The organism is Pseudomonas sp. A125 (assembly GCF_055409485.1).
In genome coordinates, this window is record NZ_JBUZVP010000015.1 from 175,985 (window position 1) to 194,679 (window position 18,695).

Below are 18,695 nucleotides of genomic sequence, written 5' to 3' on the forward strand. Positions count from 1 at the left end.
CGGATGATCTAGAGTAATCGTTTTTTTACTGAATGTTTCTGGCGGAGGCTTTTTAATGAGTATCGAAACCATCAAGATCCCGGGGATCGACAAGCCCGTCTCGCGCATTGCCCTGGGTACCTGGTCCATGGGCGGTTCGATGTGGGGCGGTGCTGATAACGAGGTGTCGATCAAGACGATCCGTCATGCACTGGCCAGCGGCATCAACCTGATCGACAGCGCGCCGGTCTATGGCCTGGGTTTGTCCGAGGAGTTGATCGGCCGAGCGCTGCGCGGGGTGCGCCATACGGCGGTGATCGCGACCAAGGCCGGCTTGCAGTGGGACGACGGCACCACGCGGCGCAACGCTACCGCCCAGCGTATCCGCAAGGAAATCGAAGACTCGCTGGTGCGCCTCGAAACCGATTACATCGACCTCTACCAGATTCACTGGCCCGACCCGTTGGTGGCCCAGGAGGAAACCGCCGGCGAGTTGGAAAAACTGCGCCGTGAAGGCAAGGTCCTCGCCGTGGGCGTGAGCAATTATTCGCCCGCGCAAATGGATGACTTCCGTCAGTACACCCACCTGGACGCCGTGCAGCCGCCCTACAACCTGTTCGAGCGGGCGATCGACAGCGATATCCTGCCGTACGCCAAGCAAAACTCCCTGGTGGTGTTGGCCTACGGCTCGCTGTGCCGAGGCCTGTTGACCGGCAGCATGCACGCTGGCACACGGTTCAACGGCGACGACGTACGCAAGCTCGACCCTAAATTCAAGGCGCCACGCTTTGAGCAATACCTGGCGGCAGTGGCGGCGCTGGACGTGTACGCCCGTGAGTGCCACGGCAAGTCAGTATTGGCCCTGGCGTTGCGCTGGGTGCTGGACCAGGGCCCGACAATTGCGCTGTGGGGCGCCCGACGTCCGGAGCAACTCAAAGGCATCGAGGACGCATTCGGCTGGCAACTCACCGCCGATGACCTGCAACATATCGACCGTATTCTGGCCAGCACGATAAAAGACCCGGTAGGGCCGGAATTTATGGCCCCTGCCAAACGTTAACCTTTGCGACAGGGATGTCTTGCAGTTGCAAAACAACAAAAGACATTCCTTTGGCGTTGAGGTTTTTGGCATGAAGCGCGGTACCGTATTTACGATTGTCGGTGGTTTGCTGTGTGTGGCGGCGTTGGCGGGCGCCTGGAAATGGCGGGGCAACCCCGATGCGCTGTGGCAGATCGTCAGCCGCCAATGTGTGCCTGACCAGCGTCTGCATCAAAACCCCAGCCCATGCCTGCAGGTGGACCCGAACAAGGGCTTTGCGTTGCTCAAGGACCTTAACGGCCCCTATCAGGACTTGCTGATCCCTACCGATAAAGTCAGCGGCATCGAAGACATCGCGCTGACCCGGGACTTGCTGCCGCATTACTTTGCCCAGGCCTGGAAACACCATGATGTGTTGTCAACCGGCCTGCCGGCTCCGATTGCCGACCGCTTTGTGTCACTGGCGATCAACTCCCGGTTTGGCCGCTCGCAAAACCAGCTGCACATCCACATCGCCTGCCTGCGCCCTGACGTTTTCAACACCCTCAACGAACGCGCCGCAACCCTCAATGAGCAATGGCAAACCCTGCCGGTAAAGCTGCTGGGGCATACCTACAGCGCCCGCACGTTGTCGGCTGCCGATTTCGACCTGCGTGACCCGCTGGCCATCTTGAACGAGTACGTGCAAGCCCAGGGCGACACCATGGCCAGCTATAGCTTGCTGCTGGCACCGGGTGCGAACGGCAACTTCGTATTGCTGACCACGCGGTTGACGCTCAAGGAGTGGAACCTGGCGTCTGCCGAAGAGCTGCAAGACCATCAGTGCGACCTGATGGGCAAACCACCACAACGACCTGTTTTAGCTGTTAACGACATCCGCTGAATTTGCCGTTGAACGAGTGTTCAGTTTCAATTATGTTGGCTGCAACCCCCCGCTTGGCAACAAGCGGGCTTGCGCTTTTTCTGATTGAACGAGAGGCACTGGCATGCGGTTTTCACCCTTTGTTGAGCGAATTGCAGGGCAGGGCGTAGCCGCCTGGGACATCCACCACGCCGCGTTCCAGGCCAGCAGCAAAGGCGAAGACATCATTATCCTGAGCGTGGGCGACCCGGATTTCGCCACGCCTTCTTTCATCACCGACGCTGCCGTAGAGGCCTTGCGCCAGGGCGACACCCACTACACCGAAATCCCCGGCCGCCCGGCGCTGCGCGATGCGATCGCCGCGCGTTACAGCAAGTCCCTGGCGCGGCCCCTGAATGCTGAAAACGTTATCACCGTGGCCGGTGCGCAAAACGCCTTGTTCGTCACCTCGCTGTGCCTGTTGCAGGCCGGTGATGAGGTGATTGTGCTCGACCCGATGTACGTCACTTACGAAGCCACACTCAAGGCCAGCGGCGCGACGCTGGTGCGCGTGCCGTGTTCCGCCGACGCGGGTTTTCGCCTTGACCCGGCGCTACTGGCCGCCGCTATCACGCCACGCACCCGGGCGATTTTCTTCTCCAACCCCAACAACCCCACCGGCGTGGTGCTCAACCCCCGGGAGCTGCAAGCAATTGCCGACCTGGCGATCGAACATGAATTGTGGGTGGTGGTGGACGAAGTCTACGAAAGCCTGGTGTTCGACGGTGAGTACCACAGCCTGGCTGCCCTACCGGGCATGGCCGAACGCTGCATTGTGATTGGCAGCCTGTCCAAATCCCACGCCATGACCGGCTGGCGTATCGGCTGGATCATCGCCGAACCGAGCATGGTGGCCCACGCCGAAACCCTGGTGTTGAGCATGCTCTACGGCTTGCCGGGCTTTGTGATGCAAGCCGCGACCGCCGCAGTATTGGCCCACGATGAAGTCACTCACGGGATGCGTGAAACCTACCGTCGCCGCCGTGACCTGGTGGTAGCCGGCCTGAGCGGTTGCCCGGGCATCCACGTACAAACCCCGCAAGCAGGCATGTTTGTGCTGGTGGACGTGCGGGACACCGGCCTGGGTTCCCTGGACTTTGCCTGGCGCTTGTTCCGCGAGGCGGGGGTGTCCGTGCTGGATGCGGCCGCCTTCGGTGAACCGGCCCAAGGCTTTGTACGGCTGTCGTTCACCCTGGGCGAAGCGCGGCTGGCCGAGGCCTGCGAGCGTATCAGCCGCTTCGTCGCCAAGCTCGCCCGTGAGCCACGAATAGAGCCTGCGGCGAAAACCATCAGCGTGTTGCCGGTAGCGGCGAAGAAAATGATCGAGGTGCTCGACCTGCATAAACGCTTCGGCAATATCGAAGTGCTGAAGGGCATCTCGCTGACCGCCCGCGAAGGCGAAGTGATCTCGCTGATCGGCGCCAGCGGCTCGGGCAAAAGCACCTTGCTGCGCTGCATCAACATGCTCGAAGTGCCGGACCAGGGCAACATTCACGTTGACGGCGAAAGCATCAAGCTCAACTACGGCCGCCCCGGCGCACCGCGGGTGGCCGACGCCAAACAACTGGTGCGGATTCGCTCGACCCTGGGCATGGTGTTCCAGAACTTCAACCTCTGGCCCCATCGTACTGTGCTGGAGAACCTCATCGAAGCGCCGATCCAGGTGCTGCGCGAAAGCCGGGCCGAAGCCATCGAACGCGCCGAAGCCCTGCTCGACCGGGTTGGCCTGGCCGCCAAGCGCAACGAATACCCGGCGTTTCTCTCTGGCGGCCAGCAACAGCGCGTGGCCATCGCCCGCGCCCTGGCCATGCGCCCCAAAGTCATGCTGTTCGACGAACCCACCTCGGCCCTCGACCCGGAACTGGTGGGCGAAGTGCTGCGGGTGATTCGCTCGCTGGCCGAAGAAGGCCGCACCATGATCCTGGTGACCCATGAAATGGCGTTCGCCCGGGATGTGTCATCCAAAGTGGCTTTTCTGCACCAAGGCTTGATCGAGGAAACCGGCTCGCCAGACTCAGTGTTTATCGACCCACGCAGTGAACGTTGCCGGCAATTCGTCAACGCGCATCAAACTCGCTAACTCCAAAAAAAGACGGGGCAAGATCATGAAATCCAAACGATTGGCAAAGTGGTTGAGCAGTGCAGTGTTGATGCTGGCGGCAGGTTCGGCGCTCGCGGCGGAAAAACCCATTGTGTTCGCGGTGGCGGCGGAACCCTACCCACCGTTCACGGTGAAGGGCGGTAACGGGGAGTGGACGGGCTTTGAAGTGGACCTGATCCATAAGCTCTGCGGCTTGATGAAGGCTGAGTGCCAGATCAAGGAAGTGGCGTGGGACGAGATTATTCCGTCTCTGTTGGCGAAGAAAATCGACGTGATCTTCTCCTCGATGTCGGTCACCGACGAGCGTGAAAAACAGATTGCCTTCAGCCGCGCCTACTACGATTCGCTGCTTGGCATCGCCGGGCCCAAGGGCACCAGCGTCGAGGTCTCGCCGGCAGGCCTGAAGGGCAAGATCATTGGCGTGCAGATCTCCACGGTCAGCGCCAACTACCTGAAGAAGTACTACGAGAACATTGCGGACCTTAAGTACTACGACACGCAAGAGTCGGCCAACGCCGACCTGATCGCCGGGCGCACCGACCTGATGATGGCCGACGGCATCGCCATCGCCATGATGGTGAAAACCCCTGAAGCCCAGGGCCTGGCCGAGATCGCCGAAGTGCCTTATGACCCGGTGATTGGCCGCGGTGTAGGCGCCGGCCTGCGCAAGGAAGACACCGAACTCAAGGCCCGGCTGGACAAGGCCATCGGTGAATTGCTGGTGAGCAAGGACTACGCTGACCTCTCGCAGAGCGTGTTTGGTGTGTCGGTCAGCCCTTGCAAGCGCGCTGATACCCCGGCCTATGTCAGCAAAGTCTGCGACAGCCCCTACACAAACTAACCCTTTAGCGAGGGCGCTGTTGTGGTGAGGGAGCTTGCTCCCGCTGGGGTGCGAAGCGCCCCCAAAAAATGGGCCTGCTGCGCAGTCCAGCGGGAGCAAGCTCCCTCGCCACAGCAAGCTCCCTGGCCACAGTAAGCTCCCTGGCCACAGGGTCACTGCGTGTCATCGAAATAGGGAGCAGCGATGTTCGATCTACTCAGCTTCAGCGAACAAGGTTGGGGCAACGCATTGCTCAAAGGGTTATGGATGACCCTGCAGATATCTGCCGGCTCGTTTGCAGTGGGGCTGTTGATTGGCCTGGTGGTGGCCTGCGCCAAGCTCAGTGCACCGCGTCCGATTGCCCTGCTGATGCGCGGCTACACCACGGTATTTCGCGCAGTGCCCGAGCTGCTGTTGATTTTGCTGCTGTACTACGCAGGCTCGATGGGCCTTAACGTGCTGATGCTGTGGCTGGGGTTCGAGCAGTTCAACATCAGCGGCCCGCTGGTGGCGGTGCTGGTACTGGGGCTGGTGCAGGGCGCGTACGCCTCGGAGATTTTTCGTGCGGCAATCCTGGCGATTCCCCATGGCCAGATCGAAGCGGCGCGGGCCTTTGGCTTGAGCGGCCTTGGCCTGTTCCGCCGCGTGACTCTGCCGATCATGGCGCCGTACGCGCTGGCCGGCATGTCCAACCTGTGGATCAACCTGATCAAGGACAGCGCGTTGATCAGCGTGGTGGGCACCAACGAACTGCTGTACACCGCCAAGCAGGCGGCAGGCTCCACCCGGCATTACCTGTTGTTCTACCTCACGGCCGCCGCCTTGTATTACCTGGTGACGCTGGCTTCCAACTACCTGTCCGGGCGCCTGGAGCGACGTATTCGTCGCTGGATGCCGGTTGTCGAGTGAGCCGCACATGCCTGAGTGGATAAGTTATTACGCAGGGCTGATCGCCAAGGGTTTGCAGACGACCCTGTCACTGCTGGTGATCTCGGCGCTGTTGGGCTTTGCCCTGGCGGTGGTGGTGGCGTTGGCGCGGTTGTCCCGGCGCAAGTGGCTGGCCCGTTGTGCGCTGGCCTACACCAGCGTGCTGCGGGGCACTCCGTTGCTGATCCAGATCTACATTTTCTACTACGGCCTGGGCAGCCTGTTCGCCCAGTTCCCGATGATACGCGGGAGTTTCCTGTGGCCGTTCCTGCGGGACGGTTACTGGTACATCGTGTTCGCGCTGGTGCTGTCGGTGGGCGCGTACGTCGGTGAAGTGATTCGCGGCGGGTTACTGGCAGTGCCCAAGGGTGAAATGGAAGCCGCCTCGGCGTTTGGTATGACGCCACGCCAGGCGCTGTTGCGAGTACGCTTGCCACGCGCCATGCGCCTGTTGCTGCCGACCCTGGCGGGGGAGACGGTGATGCTGCTCAAGTCCACTGCACTGGCCTCGACCATCGCGGTGGTCGACCTGCTGGGTGCCGCCAACGTGGTGCGCGCCCAGACCTTGCAGATCTACCAGCCGCTGCTGTTGGTGGCAGGGGTTTACCTGTGCCTGACCTTTTTGATCGAAGCCATGTACGCGATTGCCGAGCGGCGCGGCACACCGTTGCGCAGGTCTGCCGGATGAAAACCGATCGCTCGTTGCAAGGGATTGCCCTGTGCTCACTGGCCTATGCGTTCCTGGCCTTGCAGGACGCCGGGATCAAATGGCTGGTGGCCGACTATTCGGTGTTCACCATCCTGTTCTGGCGCAGCCTGGTGGTGGTTGCAGCGTGCGTGATCGCCGGGCGCCTGGGCTTGCTCAAGCGTGCCTGGCACTCGGTCAGCCGCAAACTGTTGATCATCCGCGGCCTGCTCTCGCTGCTGGCCTGGCTGCTGTACTACACCGCCGCCAAGGACCTGACCCTGGCGGAAATGACCACCCTGTATTTTTCCGCGCCGATCATGGTCACGTTACTCGCAGCGCTGATCCTCAAGGAGCGCGCCAGCCGGGGCCAGTGGGTCGCGCTGATCATCGGTTTTGTCGGCGTGGTGATTGCCTGTCGTCCCGGCAACCTGCTTGACCCGCTGCCGATTGGCCTGACGCTGGCGGCTGCGCTGTGCTGGGCATTTACCTATATCCAGCTGCGCCAGGTGGACGACAACACCTCGGTGCTGGAGCAGATGCTGATCACCAATGTGGTGTTTGTGGTGTGCATGGCCGTGACGCTGCCCTGGACTCACACACCGTCACCCACGCCCGCATGGCTGGGCATGCTCGGCGCCGGGCTGGTGGGCGGGATTGGCCAGTTCCTGCTGTTTGCGAGTTTTCGCCGGGCCACGGCCACGCTGTTGGCGCCGTTTGAATACAGCGGGTTGATCTGGGCATTCCTGCTGTCGAGCCTGGTGTGGGGCACGGTGATGGATGTGTCGCTGATCTTCGGCGCGGTGCTGATCGCCATCAGCGGCACCCTGGCCATGTTCAGCGCCCGGCGCCACGTGTCACAGGACGTGGTCGGCGCCGAATGCTCCGTGACGCAGCCCTTGTATCCAGCAGCGGCAGATGTGCAGCCCGTTGGCGGGGCTGAACGTGCCGGGGTTGAGGCACCACTCGACCCAGAGTCCGTCGAGCATCGCCGATAAGCCGATGGCGGCCAGGCGTGTGTCGTGGATCACAAAGCCTTCGCTTTCGGCCAGGTCGTCGAGCAGTTGGCGGATCAGTTCGAGGTAGGCGCAGTAGCTTTTTTCATGGGAGTCACTCACGTGTTGGGAGTGGCGGATCAGGCTCCAGAACACCACCCATACACCCAGCAATTTTGGGTCCATGACCCGCGAGGAAAACGAGCCGGCGAGGAATGCATCCAGCCGCGCCGCCGGGCCCTGGGCCTGGTCGACTTCCTGCCAGAGGGCAGTGGTCAGCTCGCTGGCGAGCTTGTGATAGGTCTCGGCAATCAGTGCATCGATGCTGCCGAAATGGTGATTGAGCAACCCCACCGAAACCCCGGCTTCAGCGGCGATGCGCCGCACGGAAATGCCGGCATGCCCGTCCCGGGCGAGGCTGGTCAGAGTGGCGGCGATCAACAGGTCGCGACGGTCTTCGGCCACAGGCACACCCTACATGGTTGAACGGGTGTTCAATATATACCTACAGATCCAACAAGAGGAGGGCAGCGGCATGGCAACAGACCTTTCGTGGCAAGTCCCCGGTGATTCCGGGAACACCCTGCACATTGGCGCCTGGCGCTTTGAGGGCAACGGCAGTGGCCCGCGGGTGCACCTGCAGGCCGGCGTGCATGCCGACGAAATCGCCGGGATGTTGGTGTTGCACCAATTGCTGCCACGCTTGCAGGCGTGCCAGGACCAGGGGCGGCTCAAGGGCACCGTGACGGTGGTGCCTCAGGCCAATCCGTTTGGCATTGGCCAGTTTCGCCAAGGGCGGTTGCTGGGGCGATTTCACGAGGCCACCGGGCAGAACTTCAACCGCGCGTTTGATCATTCATTGGCCATGGAGCGCCCGGCCAGCAACCTGGCGCAATGGCAAAAAAGCCTGGTGCAACTGGCGGCGGATGCCGAGTTGGTGCTGGACCTGCACACCGATGACGAAGCGCTGCCATATCTGTATATCCACCGCAGCTTTTGGCCAGCGGGCCAGGTGTTGGCGGCGGCGTTGCAGGTGGAGGTGGTGATTGTCTGGGACGAGGGCGGCGATGGGTCGTTTGAAGAGACCATCATTGAGCATGGCAAGCCGCGCTTGGCGGCGACCATAGAACTGCGTGGGCAGGCGGATGTGAGTGATGCCCTGGCCGGGCAGGATGGTGATGGAATCTGGGCCTGGCTCTGTGCAAGCGGGGTGATCGATGAAGCGCCGGTGATTGCTGACTGGCACGGGCAGGTAGTGGATATGGGCTGCATGGAGACCATCCTGGCGCCATGTGCCGGTGTGTTGGTGTTTGAGAAAAGCCTGGGTGAGCAGGTTGAAGAGGGCGAGCGGTTTGCGCGGATTATTCGGCGGCCCGGGGAGCCGAATTCCGAGGTGATGCTGCATGCAGCGCAAACCGGGCGCATGGTGACGGGGCATCGAGAGCGGCTGGTGTCCCAGGGCTCGGTGGTGGCCAAATTCACCGGCTCCCGGTTATCCGACAGCTACAGCGGTGGGGTGTTGGATCCCTAGAGGGGGGACGCATATCCAGCATTTGCGCGATTTTTGATATGGGGTACGCCCTAACATCTGTAGGAGCTGGCTTGCCGGCGATGGCCTCACCTCGATGTATCTGAAAAACCGAGTTGCCTGCATCGCCGGCAAGCCAGCTCCTACAGTGGGCTTTCAGGCCGGCGTGCCTGAACGCAGGGTCAGTGGGGCTGCGGCCTGACCAGGCTGCATTTATCCAGCAACAGGCGCTCCAGTTCCCTCATCGGCAACGGCCGGCTGAACAGATACCCCTGGATCTGATCGCAGCCGGCTTCGCGCAGAAACTCCAGCTGTGCCTGGGTTTCCACGCCTTCGGCCACCACCCGCAGTTTCAGGCTGTGGGCCAGTTCGATGATGGTACGGGTGATCGCCGCGTCCTGCGGGTTGCTGGTGACTTCGCGGATAAACGCGATATCGATTTTCAGCGTATCAATCGGGAACCGTCGCAGGTAAGCCAGGCTTGAATAGCCGGTGCCGAAATCGTCGATGGAGATCTTCACGCCCATCGCCCGCAAGCGTTGCAAGCTGGCGATGGTGTGCTGGGTATTCTCCATCAGCGAGCCTTCGGTCAATTCAACCTCCAGCCAATGCGGCTCCACCCCAGCCCTTGCAAGGGAGTCCGCGATGTCGGCAATCAAGTCGCCCTCGATCAATTGATGCCCCGACACGTTCACCGATACCTCGACCGCACCTACCGCTGTGGATTGCCAGGCAGCGATCTGGCGGCACACCTGGTCGATCACCCAGCGCCCGAGCGTCACGATCAAGCCCTGGCTTTCCAGGATCGGGATAAAGACCGCCGGCGACACCGCGCCATAGCCCGGCCGGTCCCAGCGCAGCAGCGCTTCAAGCGCGCAGACTTGACCACCGGCCAGCTCGACCTTGGGTTGGTAATGCAGCACGAACTCTTCGCGCTCGACCGCCAGGCGCAGGGCTTTTTCCAGGTCCAGACGGGCCAGGTCATGGACGTTCAGGCGGGAGCTTTCTTGATGCTGGTTTTGCAGTTGCTGCTCCAGCATCAGGCTGTGGTTTTTCAGCTGGTCGCTGTGGGCCTTGAGCCGCAGCAGGTTGCGCACCCGCAACCACAACTCGACCCGTTCCACCGGTTTACTGATGAACTCCTCGGCACCGGTCTCCAGGCCGCTGACCCGCGCACTGGATTCACTCAGGGCCGAGAGCATGATGATCGGGATGTTGGCCGTGGCCGTATTGCCCTTGAGCTGGTTCGCCACTTCATAACCGTCCATGCCCGGCATCATGATGTCCAGCAGGATCAAGTCCGGCGGTTGTTGCGCCACCAGCCGCAAGGCTTCTTCGCCACTGGCGGCGGTCACCGTCTGGTAGCCCTCGTGGCGCAACAGGGTTTCCAGCAGCTTGCGCACCTGGATTTCATCATCAACGATCAACAGCGTTGCGGGTTGGCTGGCCATGGAGAGGACTCAAGTCGGAGGAGTAATGTTCTTTTGCAGCAGCGTGTCGATCACCTGGTACAGCTCCTTGTAGCGCAGCGGCTTGATGATGTAGGCATCGCAGCCGGCGCGCAGGGTTTTATCACGGTCTTCCTTCATGGCCATGGCCGTCAGGGCGATGACCGGGATGTGCGACGTATGAGGGTCCTGCTTGAGCAATGACGTGGCCGCCAGGCCGTCCATGCCGGGTAGCTGGATGTCCATCAGGATCAATGCCGGCTGTTTTTCCCGGGCCAGGGTCAGCCCGGTCTCGGCGTCGGCGGCCCACAGCACGCTGTGGCCGGCGTTCACCAACAGCAGGCGGGCCAGGCGCATATTGGCCTCGTTGTCTTCCACGATCAGGATTTCGGCCATGGTGCCTCCGTTTTTGCTGCGCGATGCAGCGGCAGCCACACCACAAACCGCGCCCCTGCACCTTCGCGGCTGGCCACGGCGACACTGCCGCCATGCAGGTCGGTCAGTTGCTTGACCATCGCCAGGCCCAGGCCGGTGCCTTCGAATTTGCGCGCCAGGCTGCTGTCGATCTGGCTGAAGGCCTTGAACAGCTTGCTCATGTCATCGCGGGCGATACCGATGCCGGTGTCGCTGACGCTCAACTCCAAAAACTGCTGATGCTCGCTGGGTTGCAGGACAAACCCGTGAGTGGGCCAGTCGCCGGGGATCTGCCCCACCTGCGCGCGACTGACCTCGCGTACCGACAGCGTCACCGACCCGCCGTGCTCGCTGAATTTAACCGCATTGGCCAGCAGGTTGTAGATGATTTGCTTGGTCTTGCGCAGGTCCAGTTCCAGCGTGCCGAAGTCGTCCAGGCTTTCGAGCTTCAGCTGGATGCGTTGCAGGGCGGCCTTTTCCCGCACGATCAGCAAACTGTTGGCCAACAACCCGGCCAACTCCACCGCTTCCAGCTCCAGGTCCATCATCCCGGCCTCGACTTTGGACAGGTCGAGGATGTCGTTGATCAGCGACAACAGGTGCTGGCCGCTGGTAAAGATGTCGCCGATGTATTCGCGCTGGATGTCGCTCATGTCGCCCACCAGGCCGTCCTTGAGCGCCTCGGAAAAACCGATTACCGCGTTCAACGGTGTGCGCAGTTCATGGGACATGGTGGCGAGAAATTCGGACTTCATGTGGCTGGCGTGTTCCAGCTCCAGGTTCTTTTCTTCCAGGGCGCGCTCAAAGCCTTTGCGCTGCGCCTCTTCCTGCTTGCGCGCCGTGTTGTCGGTACCGATCAGCAGGTAGCCGATGATCGCGTCGTTGCGGTTGCGCAGCGCGGTGACCGAGACCATCGCCGAGAGGCGGCTGTTGTCCTTGCGGATATAGGTCAGCTCGTAGATGTCCTCGATACCGCGGGAGGCCTTGAACACCAGCGCCTCAAACCCGGGGGTAATCGGCGTGTCCAGCTCCAGGCTCAAGGCGGCGGCGCGGGTGATCAGCTCGGCGGGGTCGGAAATGTCGGCCGGCGTGACGCGGTTTAACACATCGGCGGCGGCATACCCGAGCATGCGTTCGGCACCGACGTTGAAGATTTGGATCACGCCTTTTTCATCAGTCGCGATGCTGGAGAAGTAGGCACTGTTGAAGATCGCGTCCTGCAGGGCGCCGGTCTTGAGCAAGGTTTTCTGGCGTTTGAATTCGACGATTTTCTCGGCCCGGGATTGCGGCTCGACAGGGTTGTCGACTGAAGAATTATCCATCGTGAAGGTGTTCCGTGAACTTCAGGCCCGACGCCGCCAAAGGCTGCGCCGCAGAGCATGCTCACAGAAGATCGCGCAGGGGCGACGAGGAGGAGATGAGGTCTTTGGACAATAGCAGATAAACAGCAACCTACCGAACTCATGGCAGCCAAAAACACACTGCCACGCACCAAAAACACTCAAATGAATAGATTCAGATAAAGAAGGCGCGATTTTGTTTGCGATTAACCGGCCCGAATCATTCAAATGAACATTTATTCATCAGATGAAACGTTTAATCAGACGATAAATGGCCAACGCAAGCGCTTGCGTAAACAAATATATCTGATTAGAGTCGGCAGCAATCAGGTCTGCCGATGGCTGTCATCAGCAAACGCTGGAACACAAAAATAATAAAACCAGGAGCTCAGTCATGAGCCTTGAACCCTTGCTTGAAATGCAGGGCATCAGTAAGACCTTCAATGGTTTGCGGGTGCTCAAGAACGTCAGCCTGAAGGTCTACCCCGGTGAGATCCACGCCTTGATGGGTGAAAACGGCGCCGGCAAATCGACCTTGATGAAAATTCTCTCTGGTGCCTACCAGGCCGACGACGGCGGCACCATCCGTATCGATGGCCAGCCCGTCGCCAGCTACAACCCGGCGTCCGCCAAAGCCCTCGGCATTGCTGTGATCTACCAGGAACTCAGCCTGTGCCCGAACCTCACGGTGGCCGAGAACATCTACCTGGGCCGTGAACTGCGCCGCGGCTGGACCATCGACCGCAAGGGCATGGAAGCCGGGGTGGCCGAGGTGCTGGCAAGGCTCGGTGCGGAGTTCCTGCCCACCACCCGCGTCGCCAGCCTGTCCATCGCCGAGCGCCAACTGGTGGAAATCGCCCGGGCCTTGCATGCCCACGCAAAAATCCTGGTGATGGACGAGCCCACCACGCCGCTGTCATCGCGTGAGACCGACCGCCTGTTTGCGCTGATCAAGCAGCTGCGCAGCCAGGGCCTGGCAATCATCTACATCAGCCACCGCATGGCCGAAATCTACGAGTTGTCGGACCGGGTCTCTGTGCTGCGCGACGGCGAGTACGTCGGTGAACTGGCGCGGGACGTGCTGTCGGCCGAAGTGCTGGTGAAGATGATGGTGGGCCGCGACCTGTCGGGTTTCTACAAGAAAGAACATGCCGCCTACGACCCGGGCCAAGTGGTAATGCGCGTGCGTGATATGGCCGACGGCAAGCGCGTGCGCAACTGCAGCTTCGACCTGCACGCCGGCGAAGTGCTGGGCATTGCCGGGCTGGTGGGCGCTGGCCGTACCGAGCTGGCGCGGCTGATCTTTGCCGCCGACCCACGTACGTCCGGCAGCCTGGAAGTGGTCGGCAAGCGCGTGACGCAACTGCGCAACCCGGCGGATGCGATTCGTGCCGGCGTGGTCTATCTCACCGAAGACCGCAAGGCCCAGGGCCTGTTTCTCGACATGAGCGTGGCCGACAACATCAACGTCTGCGCCTGCGTGCCGGACGCGCATGCCGGTGGCGTGCTCGACCGTGGTCACGCCGCGCAACGCTCACGTGATGCGATCAAGTCACTGTCGATCCGCGTGGCGTCGGGCAAGGTCAATGTCGGCGCGTTGTCCGGCGGCAATCAGCAGAAGGTGCTGTTGGCGCGCCTGCTGGAGGTCAAGCCGCATGTGTTGATCCTCGACGAACCTACCCGTGGCGTCGACATCGGTTCCAAGTCCGAGATCTACCGCATCATCAACCAACTGGCCAAAGCCGGCGTGGGCATTGTGGTGATCTCCAGCGAGCTGCCGGAAATCATCGGCACCTGCGACCGCGTGCTGATCATGCGCGAAGGGCAATTGGTGGCTGAAGTGGGCGGGGCATCGGGGCTGGATATTTCCCAGGAGGCGATCATCGACCTCGCCACCGGCAGCGAGCAGGTGGCTACCCATGGCTAATTCAACGACAAGCGGGAGCAACACCATGACTGTGGCAACGATCGGCAAGGCTGAACGTATTCGCGAACTGATGCGCACGGTGGGCATGTTGCCGGTGCTGGTGCTGCTGTTGGTAGGGTTTGCCCTGGCCAGCGAAAACTTCATGACGGTGCAGAACCTGTCGATCATCACCCAGCAGGCGTCGGTCAACGTGGTGCTGGCGGCAGGCATGACCTTTGTGATCCTCACGGCGGGCATCGACCTGTCGGTGGGGGCGATTCTCGCGGCTTCGGCTGTGGTCGCGCTGCAAGCCTCGATGTCGCCGCAATTCGGCATGTTCGGGATAGCCGCCGGGGTCGGCTTCGGCCTGTTGCTGGGCCTGGTCAATGGCGGGCTGATCGCCTTCATGCGCCTGCCGCCGTTTATCGTCACCCTGGGTGCACTGACCGCCATGCGCGGCCTCGCACGTTTGCTGGCGGACGACAAAACCGTCTTCAACCCGGACCTGCCATTTGCGTTTATCGGCAACGATTCGGTACTGGGGGTGCCCTGGCTGGTGATCATCGCCGTGGCCGTTATCGCGCTGTCGTGGTTCATCCTGCGGCGCACGGTGATGGGGGTGCAGATCTACTCGGTCGGCGGCAACCCGGAAGCGGCGCGGCTGTCGGGGATCAAGGTGTGGAAAGTCCTGCTGTTCGTCTATGCCATGTCCGGTGCGCTGGCCGGCCTGGGCGCGGTGATGAGCGCGTCACGCCTGTTCGCCGCGAACGGCCTGCAACTGGGGCAATCCTATGAACTGGATGCAATCGCGGCGGTGATTCTCGGTGGCACCAGCTTTACCGGCGGTGTCGGCACCATCGGCGGCACGCTGATTGGTGCGCTGATCATCGCGGTATTGACCAACGGCCTGGTGCTGCTGGGCGTGTCGGATATCTGGCAATACATCATCAAGGGCATCGTGATCATTGGCGCGGTGGCGCTGGATCGTTATCGCCAGTCCGGTGCGCGGACCTGATTTCACTCACACAACAATCACAAGAGAGTCATCATGAACTTCAAACGCATTTTTCCTGTTGTCGCCTCCCTGGGCGTTGCCGTGCTGATGTCCCACGCAGTAGAAGCCCGTGAACTGAAAGCCATCGGCATCAGCATGGGCTCCTTGGGCAACCCGTATTTTGTGACCCTGGCCGACGGTGCCACGGCCCGGGCCAAGGAGCTGAACCCGGCGGTCAAGGTCACCTCGGTGTCGGCTGATTATGACTTGAGCAAGCAGTTCTCGCAGATCGATAACTTCATCTCGTCCAAGGTCGACCTGATCCTGCTCAACGCTGTCGATCCATCGGCCATGGCATCGGCGATCAAGAAAGCCCGGGATGCCGGGATCGTGGTGGTGGCCGTGGACGTCGACGCCAAGGGCGTGAATGCCACGGTGCAGACCGACAACGTCGAAGCCGGCAAGCTCGCCTGCCAGTTCATCGTCGACAAACTCGCGGGCAAGGGCAACGTGATTATCCAGAATGGCCCGCAAGTGACGGCCGTTACGGACCGGGTCAAAGGCTGTAAAGCGGCCCTGGCCGGGGCGCCGGAGATCAAGGTGCTGTCCGACGACCAGGACGGCAAAGGCTCCCGCGAAGGCGGCTTGAACGTGATGCAGGGCTACCTGACGCGCTTCCAGAAAATCGACGGCCTGTTCGCGATTAATGACCCACAAGCCATCGGCAGCGACCTGGCCGCCAAGCAACTGAAACGCAGCGACATCATCATCACCTCCGTGGACGGCGCGCCGGATATCGAGAACGCCCTGAAGACCAACACCCTGATCCAGGCCTCCGCCAGCCAGGACCCATGGGCGATGGCCCAGACGGCCGTCAACGTCGGCAATGACATTCTCAATGACAAACAACCTGCCGAAGCGGTTACCCTGCTGGCGCCAAAATTGATCACCCGCGACAACGTCGGTTCCTACAGCGGTTGGTCCAGCAAACATTAAACGCGCGCAGGAGTAAGTACCGTGGCGACCATGGAGGATGTGGCAAGAATTGCAGGGGTGTCGACGTCGACGGTTTCCCACGTCTTGAACGGCACCCGCAAGGTCAGCCCGGACACGGTGCAAGCGGTGCAGGGCGCGATCCGGCAGTTGGGCTACATCCCCAATACGCTGGCGCGCTCCCTGGCCCGCTCTACGACGAATACGATCGGCGTGGCGATCTCGGCGCTGTCCAACCATTACTTCAGTGAAACGGTGCACGCGATTGAAACCGAGTGCGCCAAGCACGGCTACATGATGTTGTTTGTCGATACCCATGACGATCCCGAACAGGAATTGCGCGTGGTCACGGCGCTGCACCATCGGCGGGTGGATGGCATCCTGCTTGCGCCGTCTACCGGTTCGCGGGCCCTGGAATACTTGCAGGCCAACGAAGTGCCGGCGGTGTTGGTGGACCGGATGATGAGCGACCGCTTCGATCAGGTCGGGGTGGAAAATACCCAGTCGACCCAGGCGTTGGTGGCGCACTTGATCGAGCATGGCCACCGGCGCATCGGTTTTATTTCCGGGCGGGCCGGGCTGGGCACGACGGATGAGCGCGTCGCCGGTTATCACGCGGCGTTGCGGGCGGCCGGGTTGCCGTTGGACCCGCAGTTGCTGGTCAATGGTGGCTCCAGCAGCGAGCCTGCCCGCCAGGCGACGGCGCAGTTATTGGCCCTGGCAACACCGCCCACGGCAATCATGGCGGGTAACAACCTGATGACCCTTGGTGCAATGCATGCCTTGCGTGATGCGCGCATCGAAGTGCCGGGGCAAATGGCCCTGGTGGGTTTCGATGATTTTGACTGGGCGGATTTCTTTGTGCCGCGCCTGACCTTGATCGCGCAACCGGTCCAGGAACTGGGCGCCCGGGCGGTCAACCTGCTGCTTGAGCGCATGGCGTCACCCAAGCGTAAAAAACACAGCGTGCGGCTCGCGCCCACCCTGAAGATTCGTCATTCATGCGGCTGCCCCTGATATGAACAACTCGGTTTCCCTTGGCATTGATCTTGGCACTTCGGAACTCAAGGCGATCTTGATGGACGAGCGAGGCAGCGTCCTGGCGCATGCTGGTGCGCGCCTGACGATATCGCGCCTGCACAGTGGTTGGTCGGAGCAGAATCCTGAGGATTGGTGGCAGGCGTGCCTGCGTGCGCTGGACCAGTTACGTGCCGATCAGCCGCAGGCTTATGGCCGGGTGAGCTGCATCGGTTTGTCCGGGCAGATGCACGGCGCCGTGCTGTTGGGGGATGACAACCGGGTGCTGTACCCGGCGATCCTCTGGGATGACTCGCGCGCCCTGGCCCAGGCCGAAGCCTTGGGCGGCGAGTTTGCCGACGTCACCGGCAGTTTGCCGATGGCTGGCCTCACCGCGCCGAAACTGCTATGGGTGCAGCAACACGAGCCCGCGGTGTTCGAGGCGATAGATTGCGTGTTGTCGCCCAAGGATTACTTACGGCTGCGCCTCAGTGGTGAGCGCGTCAGTGACGTGTCCGATGGTGCCGGAACACTGTGGCTGGATGTGGCCAATCGGGAATGGTTTGAGCCGATGCTGCGGGCGACGGGTTTGCGCTTGGCGCAGATGCCAAGGCTGGTGGAAGGCGGGGCGGTTAGCGCTCGTTTGAATGCTGCGGCGGCGTCGCGACTAGGCTTGGCTGAGGGCCTGGTGATTGCCGGAGGCGGCGGCGATAACCCGGTGGCAGCGGTTGGTATTGGAGCGGTGAATGCGGGTGACGCGTTTATCACCCTTGGTACGAGTGCGGCCATCGTCGCGATTACCGACCATGCGGCGGGCAATCCGGCGAGTGCCGTGCACAGTTTTTGCCATGCACTGCCCAATCGCTGGTACACCATGGGCGCCATGTTGGCCGGTGCCAGTTGTTTGCGTTGGGTGACCCGTCTGACGGGTACTGCCGATGAGCAAGCGTTGCTGGATCAGGTGCAGGCCGAGTTGCCGATCGGGCAGGGCGTACCGGCGTCCAATCCGCTGTTTTTACCGTATCTGGCGGGTGAGCGCACACCTCACAATGATCCGTTGCTGCGTGGTGGTTTCATGAACCTGGGGCATGACTGCACGCCGGCCATGCTCGGTTATGCGGTGATGGAAGGGGTTGGGTTTGGGCTGTTGGATGCACTGCAGGCGGTGCAGTCGGCCGGGGCCACGGTGGGTGCTTGCGCGTTGGTGGGTGGCGGGGCGCGGAGTGAGTATTGGGCGCAGCTATTGGCCAATATTCTTGAGCGGCAGGTCTACACGTTGCATGGCAGTGAATTGAGCGCATGCATTGGCGCGGCGAAGTTGGGGTTATTGGCGAGCGGGCAGGGCGAAGCTCTTATACAGGCGGGGATGCCGGTCAAACAACGATTTTCCCCGGACGGTGCACAGGCTGGGGTTTTGCGGGAGCGTTATCGAAAATTTCGCGGGTTGTTGGGGGCTGCCAAGGCTATGCACGATTAGGAACGGTGGTGGGAATATTCGTTTTTTTTGTGATGGCTGGTATGGGTTCCGCCCTTACGGCGGGTCACTTTTGAAAGGAGCCCAAAAGTAACCAAAAGGCTCTTGCCCCACCACTCGGCACCTCGCTTAGG

Annotated in this window: 16 protein-coding genes and 1 pseudogene; 13 read left to right on the forward strand and 4 right to left on the reverse strand. The window is 61.5% G+C overall.

Features of this window, described 5'->3' with window-relative positions; translation table 11 throughout:
- Window positions 1-55 precede the first annotated feature (55 nt).
- The 7 genes from ACZRN6_RS20940 (at window position 56) to ACZRN6_RS20970 (ending at window position 7,450) form a co-directional block, all read left to right on the forward strand.
- The gene (locus tag ACZRN6_RS20940) at window positions 56-1,039 is read left to right on the forward strand and encodes an aldo/keto reductase (RefSeq protein ID WP_464008758.1); all 984 of its coding nucleotides are present in this window, start codon (window positions 56-58) and stop codon (window positions 1,037-1,039) included.
- A gap of 70 nt (window positions 1,040-1,109) precedes the next feature.
- Window positions 1,110-1,901 carry a CDP-diacylglycerol diphosphatase gene (locus tag ACZRN6_RS20945; protein WP_464008759.1) on the forward strand — a complete coding sequence of 264 codons (792 nt, stop codon included), beginning with the start codon at window positions 1,110-1,112 and terminating at the stop codon, window positions 1,899-1,901.
- Window positions 1,902-2,004: 103 nt separating this feature from the next.
- A complete protein-coding gene (locus tag ACZRN6_RS20950) occupies window positions 2,005-3,999 on the forward strand; it encodes an aminotransferase class I/II-fold pyridoxal phosphate-dependent enzyme (protein ID WP_464008760.1) in 1,995 nt (664 codons plus the stop codon).
- A 25-nt stretch (window positions 4,000-4,024) separates the two neighbouring features.
- Entirely contained in the window at window positions 4,025-4,861 is an 837-nt protein-coding gene (locus ACZRN6_RS20955) for a transporter substrate-binding domain-containing protein (RefSeq protein ID WP_464008761.1), read from the forward strand.
- Between the two features lie 183 nt (window positions 4,862-5,044).
- Window positions 5,045-5,749, forward strand: a complete 705-nt coding sequence (locus ACZRN6_RS20960) for an ABC transporter permease (protein ID WP_464008762.1) — start codon at window positions 5,045-5,047, stop codon at window positions 5,747-5,749.
- A gap of 7 nt (window positions 5,750-5,756) precedes the next feature.
- Entirely contained in the window at window positions 5,757-6,455 is a 699-nt protein-coding gene (locus ACZRN6_RS20965) for an ABC transporter permease (RefSeq protein WP_322145100.1), read from the forward strand.
- Window positions 6,452-7,450 carry a DMT family transporter gene (locus tag ACZRN6_RS20970; RefSeq protein WP_464008763.1) on the forward strand — a complete coding sequence of 333 codons (999 nt, stop codon included), beginning with the start codon at window positions 6,452-6,454 and terminating at the stop codon, window positions 7,448-7,450. The genes ACZRN6_RS20965 and ACZRN6_RS20970 overlap by 4 nt, the downstream gene beginning before the upstream one ends.
- Here ACZRN6_RS20970 and ACZRN6_RS20975 read toward each other — a convergent pair.
- Window positions 7,406-7,918: pseudogene (locus ACZRN6_RS20975) on the reverse strand (TetR family transcriptional regulator C-terminal domain-containing protein); the annotation flags it as partial. The gene ACZRN6_RS20970 and the pseudogene ACZRN6_RS20975 overlap by 45 nt on opposite strands.
- Before the next feature lie 64 nt (window positions 7,919-7,982).
- Here ACZRN6_RS20975 and ACZRN6_RS20980 point away from each other — a divergent pair.
- The gene (locus ACZRN6_RS20980) at window positions 7,983-8,978 is read left to right on the forward strand and encodes a M14 family metallopeptidase (protein WP_464008764.1); all 996 of its coding nucleotides are present in this window, start codon (window positions 7,983-7,985) and stop codon (window positions 8,976-8,978) included.
- A 179-nt stretch (window positions 8,979-9,157) separates the two neighbouring features.
- Here ACZRN6_RS20980 and ACZRN6_RS20985 read toward each other — a convergent pair whose 3' ends face one another.
- Genes ACZRN6_RS20985 through ACZRN6_RS20995 form a run of 3 tightly spaced genes read right to left on the reverse strand, consistent with a single transcriptional unit; the run spans window position 9,158 to window position 12,159 of the window.
- The gene (locus ACZRN6_RS20985) at window positions 9,158-10,426 is read right to left on the reverse strand and encodes an EAL domain-containing response regulator (RefSeq protein ID WP_322145103.1); all 1,269 of its coding nucleotides are present in this window, start codon (window positions 10,424-10,426) and stop codon (window positions 9,158-9,160) included.
- 9 nt (window positions 10,427-10,435) lie between these two features.
- Window positions 10,436-10,819: a response regulator gene (locus ACZRN6_RS20990; protein ID WP_464008765.1), complete on the reverse strand. Its 384-nt coding sequence runs from the start codon at window positions 10,817-10,819 to the stop codon at window positions 10,436-10,438.
- Window positions 10,804-12,159: a sensor histidine kinase gene (locus ACZRN6_RS20995; protein ID WP_322145105.1), complete on the reverse strand. Its 1,356-nt coding sequence runs from the start codon at window positions 12,157-12,159 to the stop codon at window positions 10,804-10,806. Before ACZRN6_RS20995 ends, ACZRN6_RS20990 begins: the two co-directional genes overlap by 16 nt.
- Window positions 12,160-12,571: 412 nt before the next feature.
- Between ACZRN6_RS20995 and ACZRN6_RS21000 the strand changes: the two genes are divergently transcribed.
- From ACZRN6_RS21000 to xylB, 5 genes are read left to right on the forward strand one after another with little or no spacing between them, the layout of a single operon-like run.
- A complete protein-coding gene (locus ACZRN6_RS21000; protein ID WP_464008766.1) occupies window positions 12,572-14,104 on the forward strand; it encodes a sugar ABC transporter ATP-binding protein in 1,533 nt (510 codons plus the stop codon).
- A 25-nt stretch (window positions 14,105-14,129) separates the two neighbouring features.
- On the forward strand, window positions 14,130-15,098 hold the full coding sequence (locus ACZRN6_RS21005; protein ID WP_003209708.1) for an ABC transporter permease subunit: 969 nt from the start codon (window positions 14,130-14,132) through the stop codon (window positions 15,096-15,098).
- A gap of 33 nt (window positions 15,099-15,131) precedes the next feature.
- Window positions 15,132-16,073: an ABC transporter substrate-binding protein gene (locus ACZRN6_RS21010; protein WP_322145107.1), complete on the forward strand. Its 942-nt coding sequence runs from the start codon at window positions 15,132-15,134 to the stop codon at window positions 16,071-16,073.
- A gap of 21 nt (window positions 16,074-16,094) precedes the next feature.
- Entirely contained in the window at window positions 16,095-17,087 is a 993-nt protein-coding gene (locus ACZRN6_RS21015; protein WP_464008767.1) for a LacI family DNA-binding transcriptional regulator, read from the forward strand.
- 1 nt (window position 17,088) lies between these two features.
- Entirely contained in the window at window positions 17,089-18,564 is a 1,476-nt protein-coding gene (xylB, locus tag ACZRN6_RS21020) for a xylulokinase (RefSeq protein WP_464008768.1), read from the forward strand.
- Window positions 18,565-18,695 lie beyond the last annotated feature (131 nt).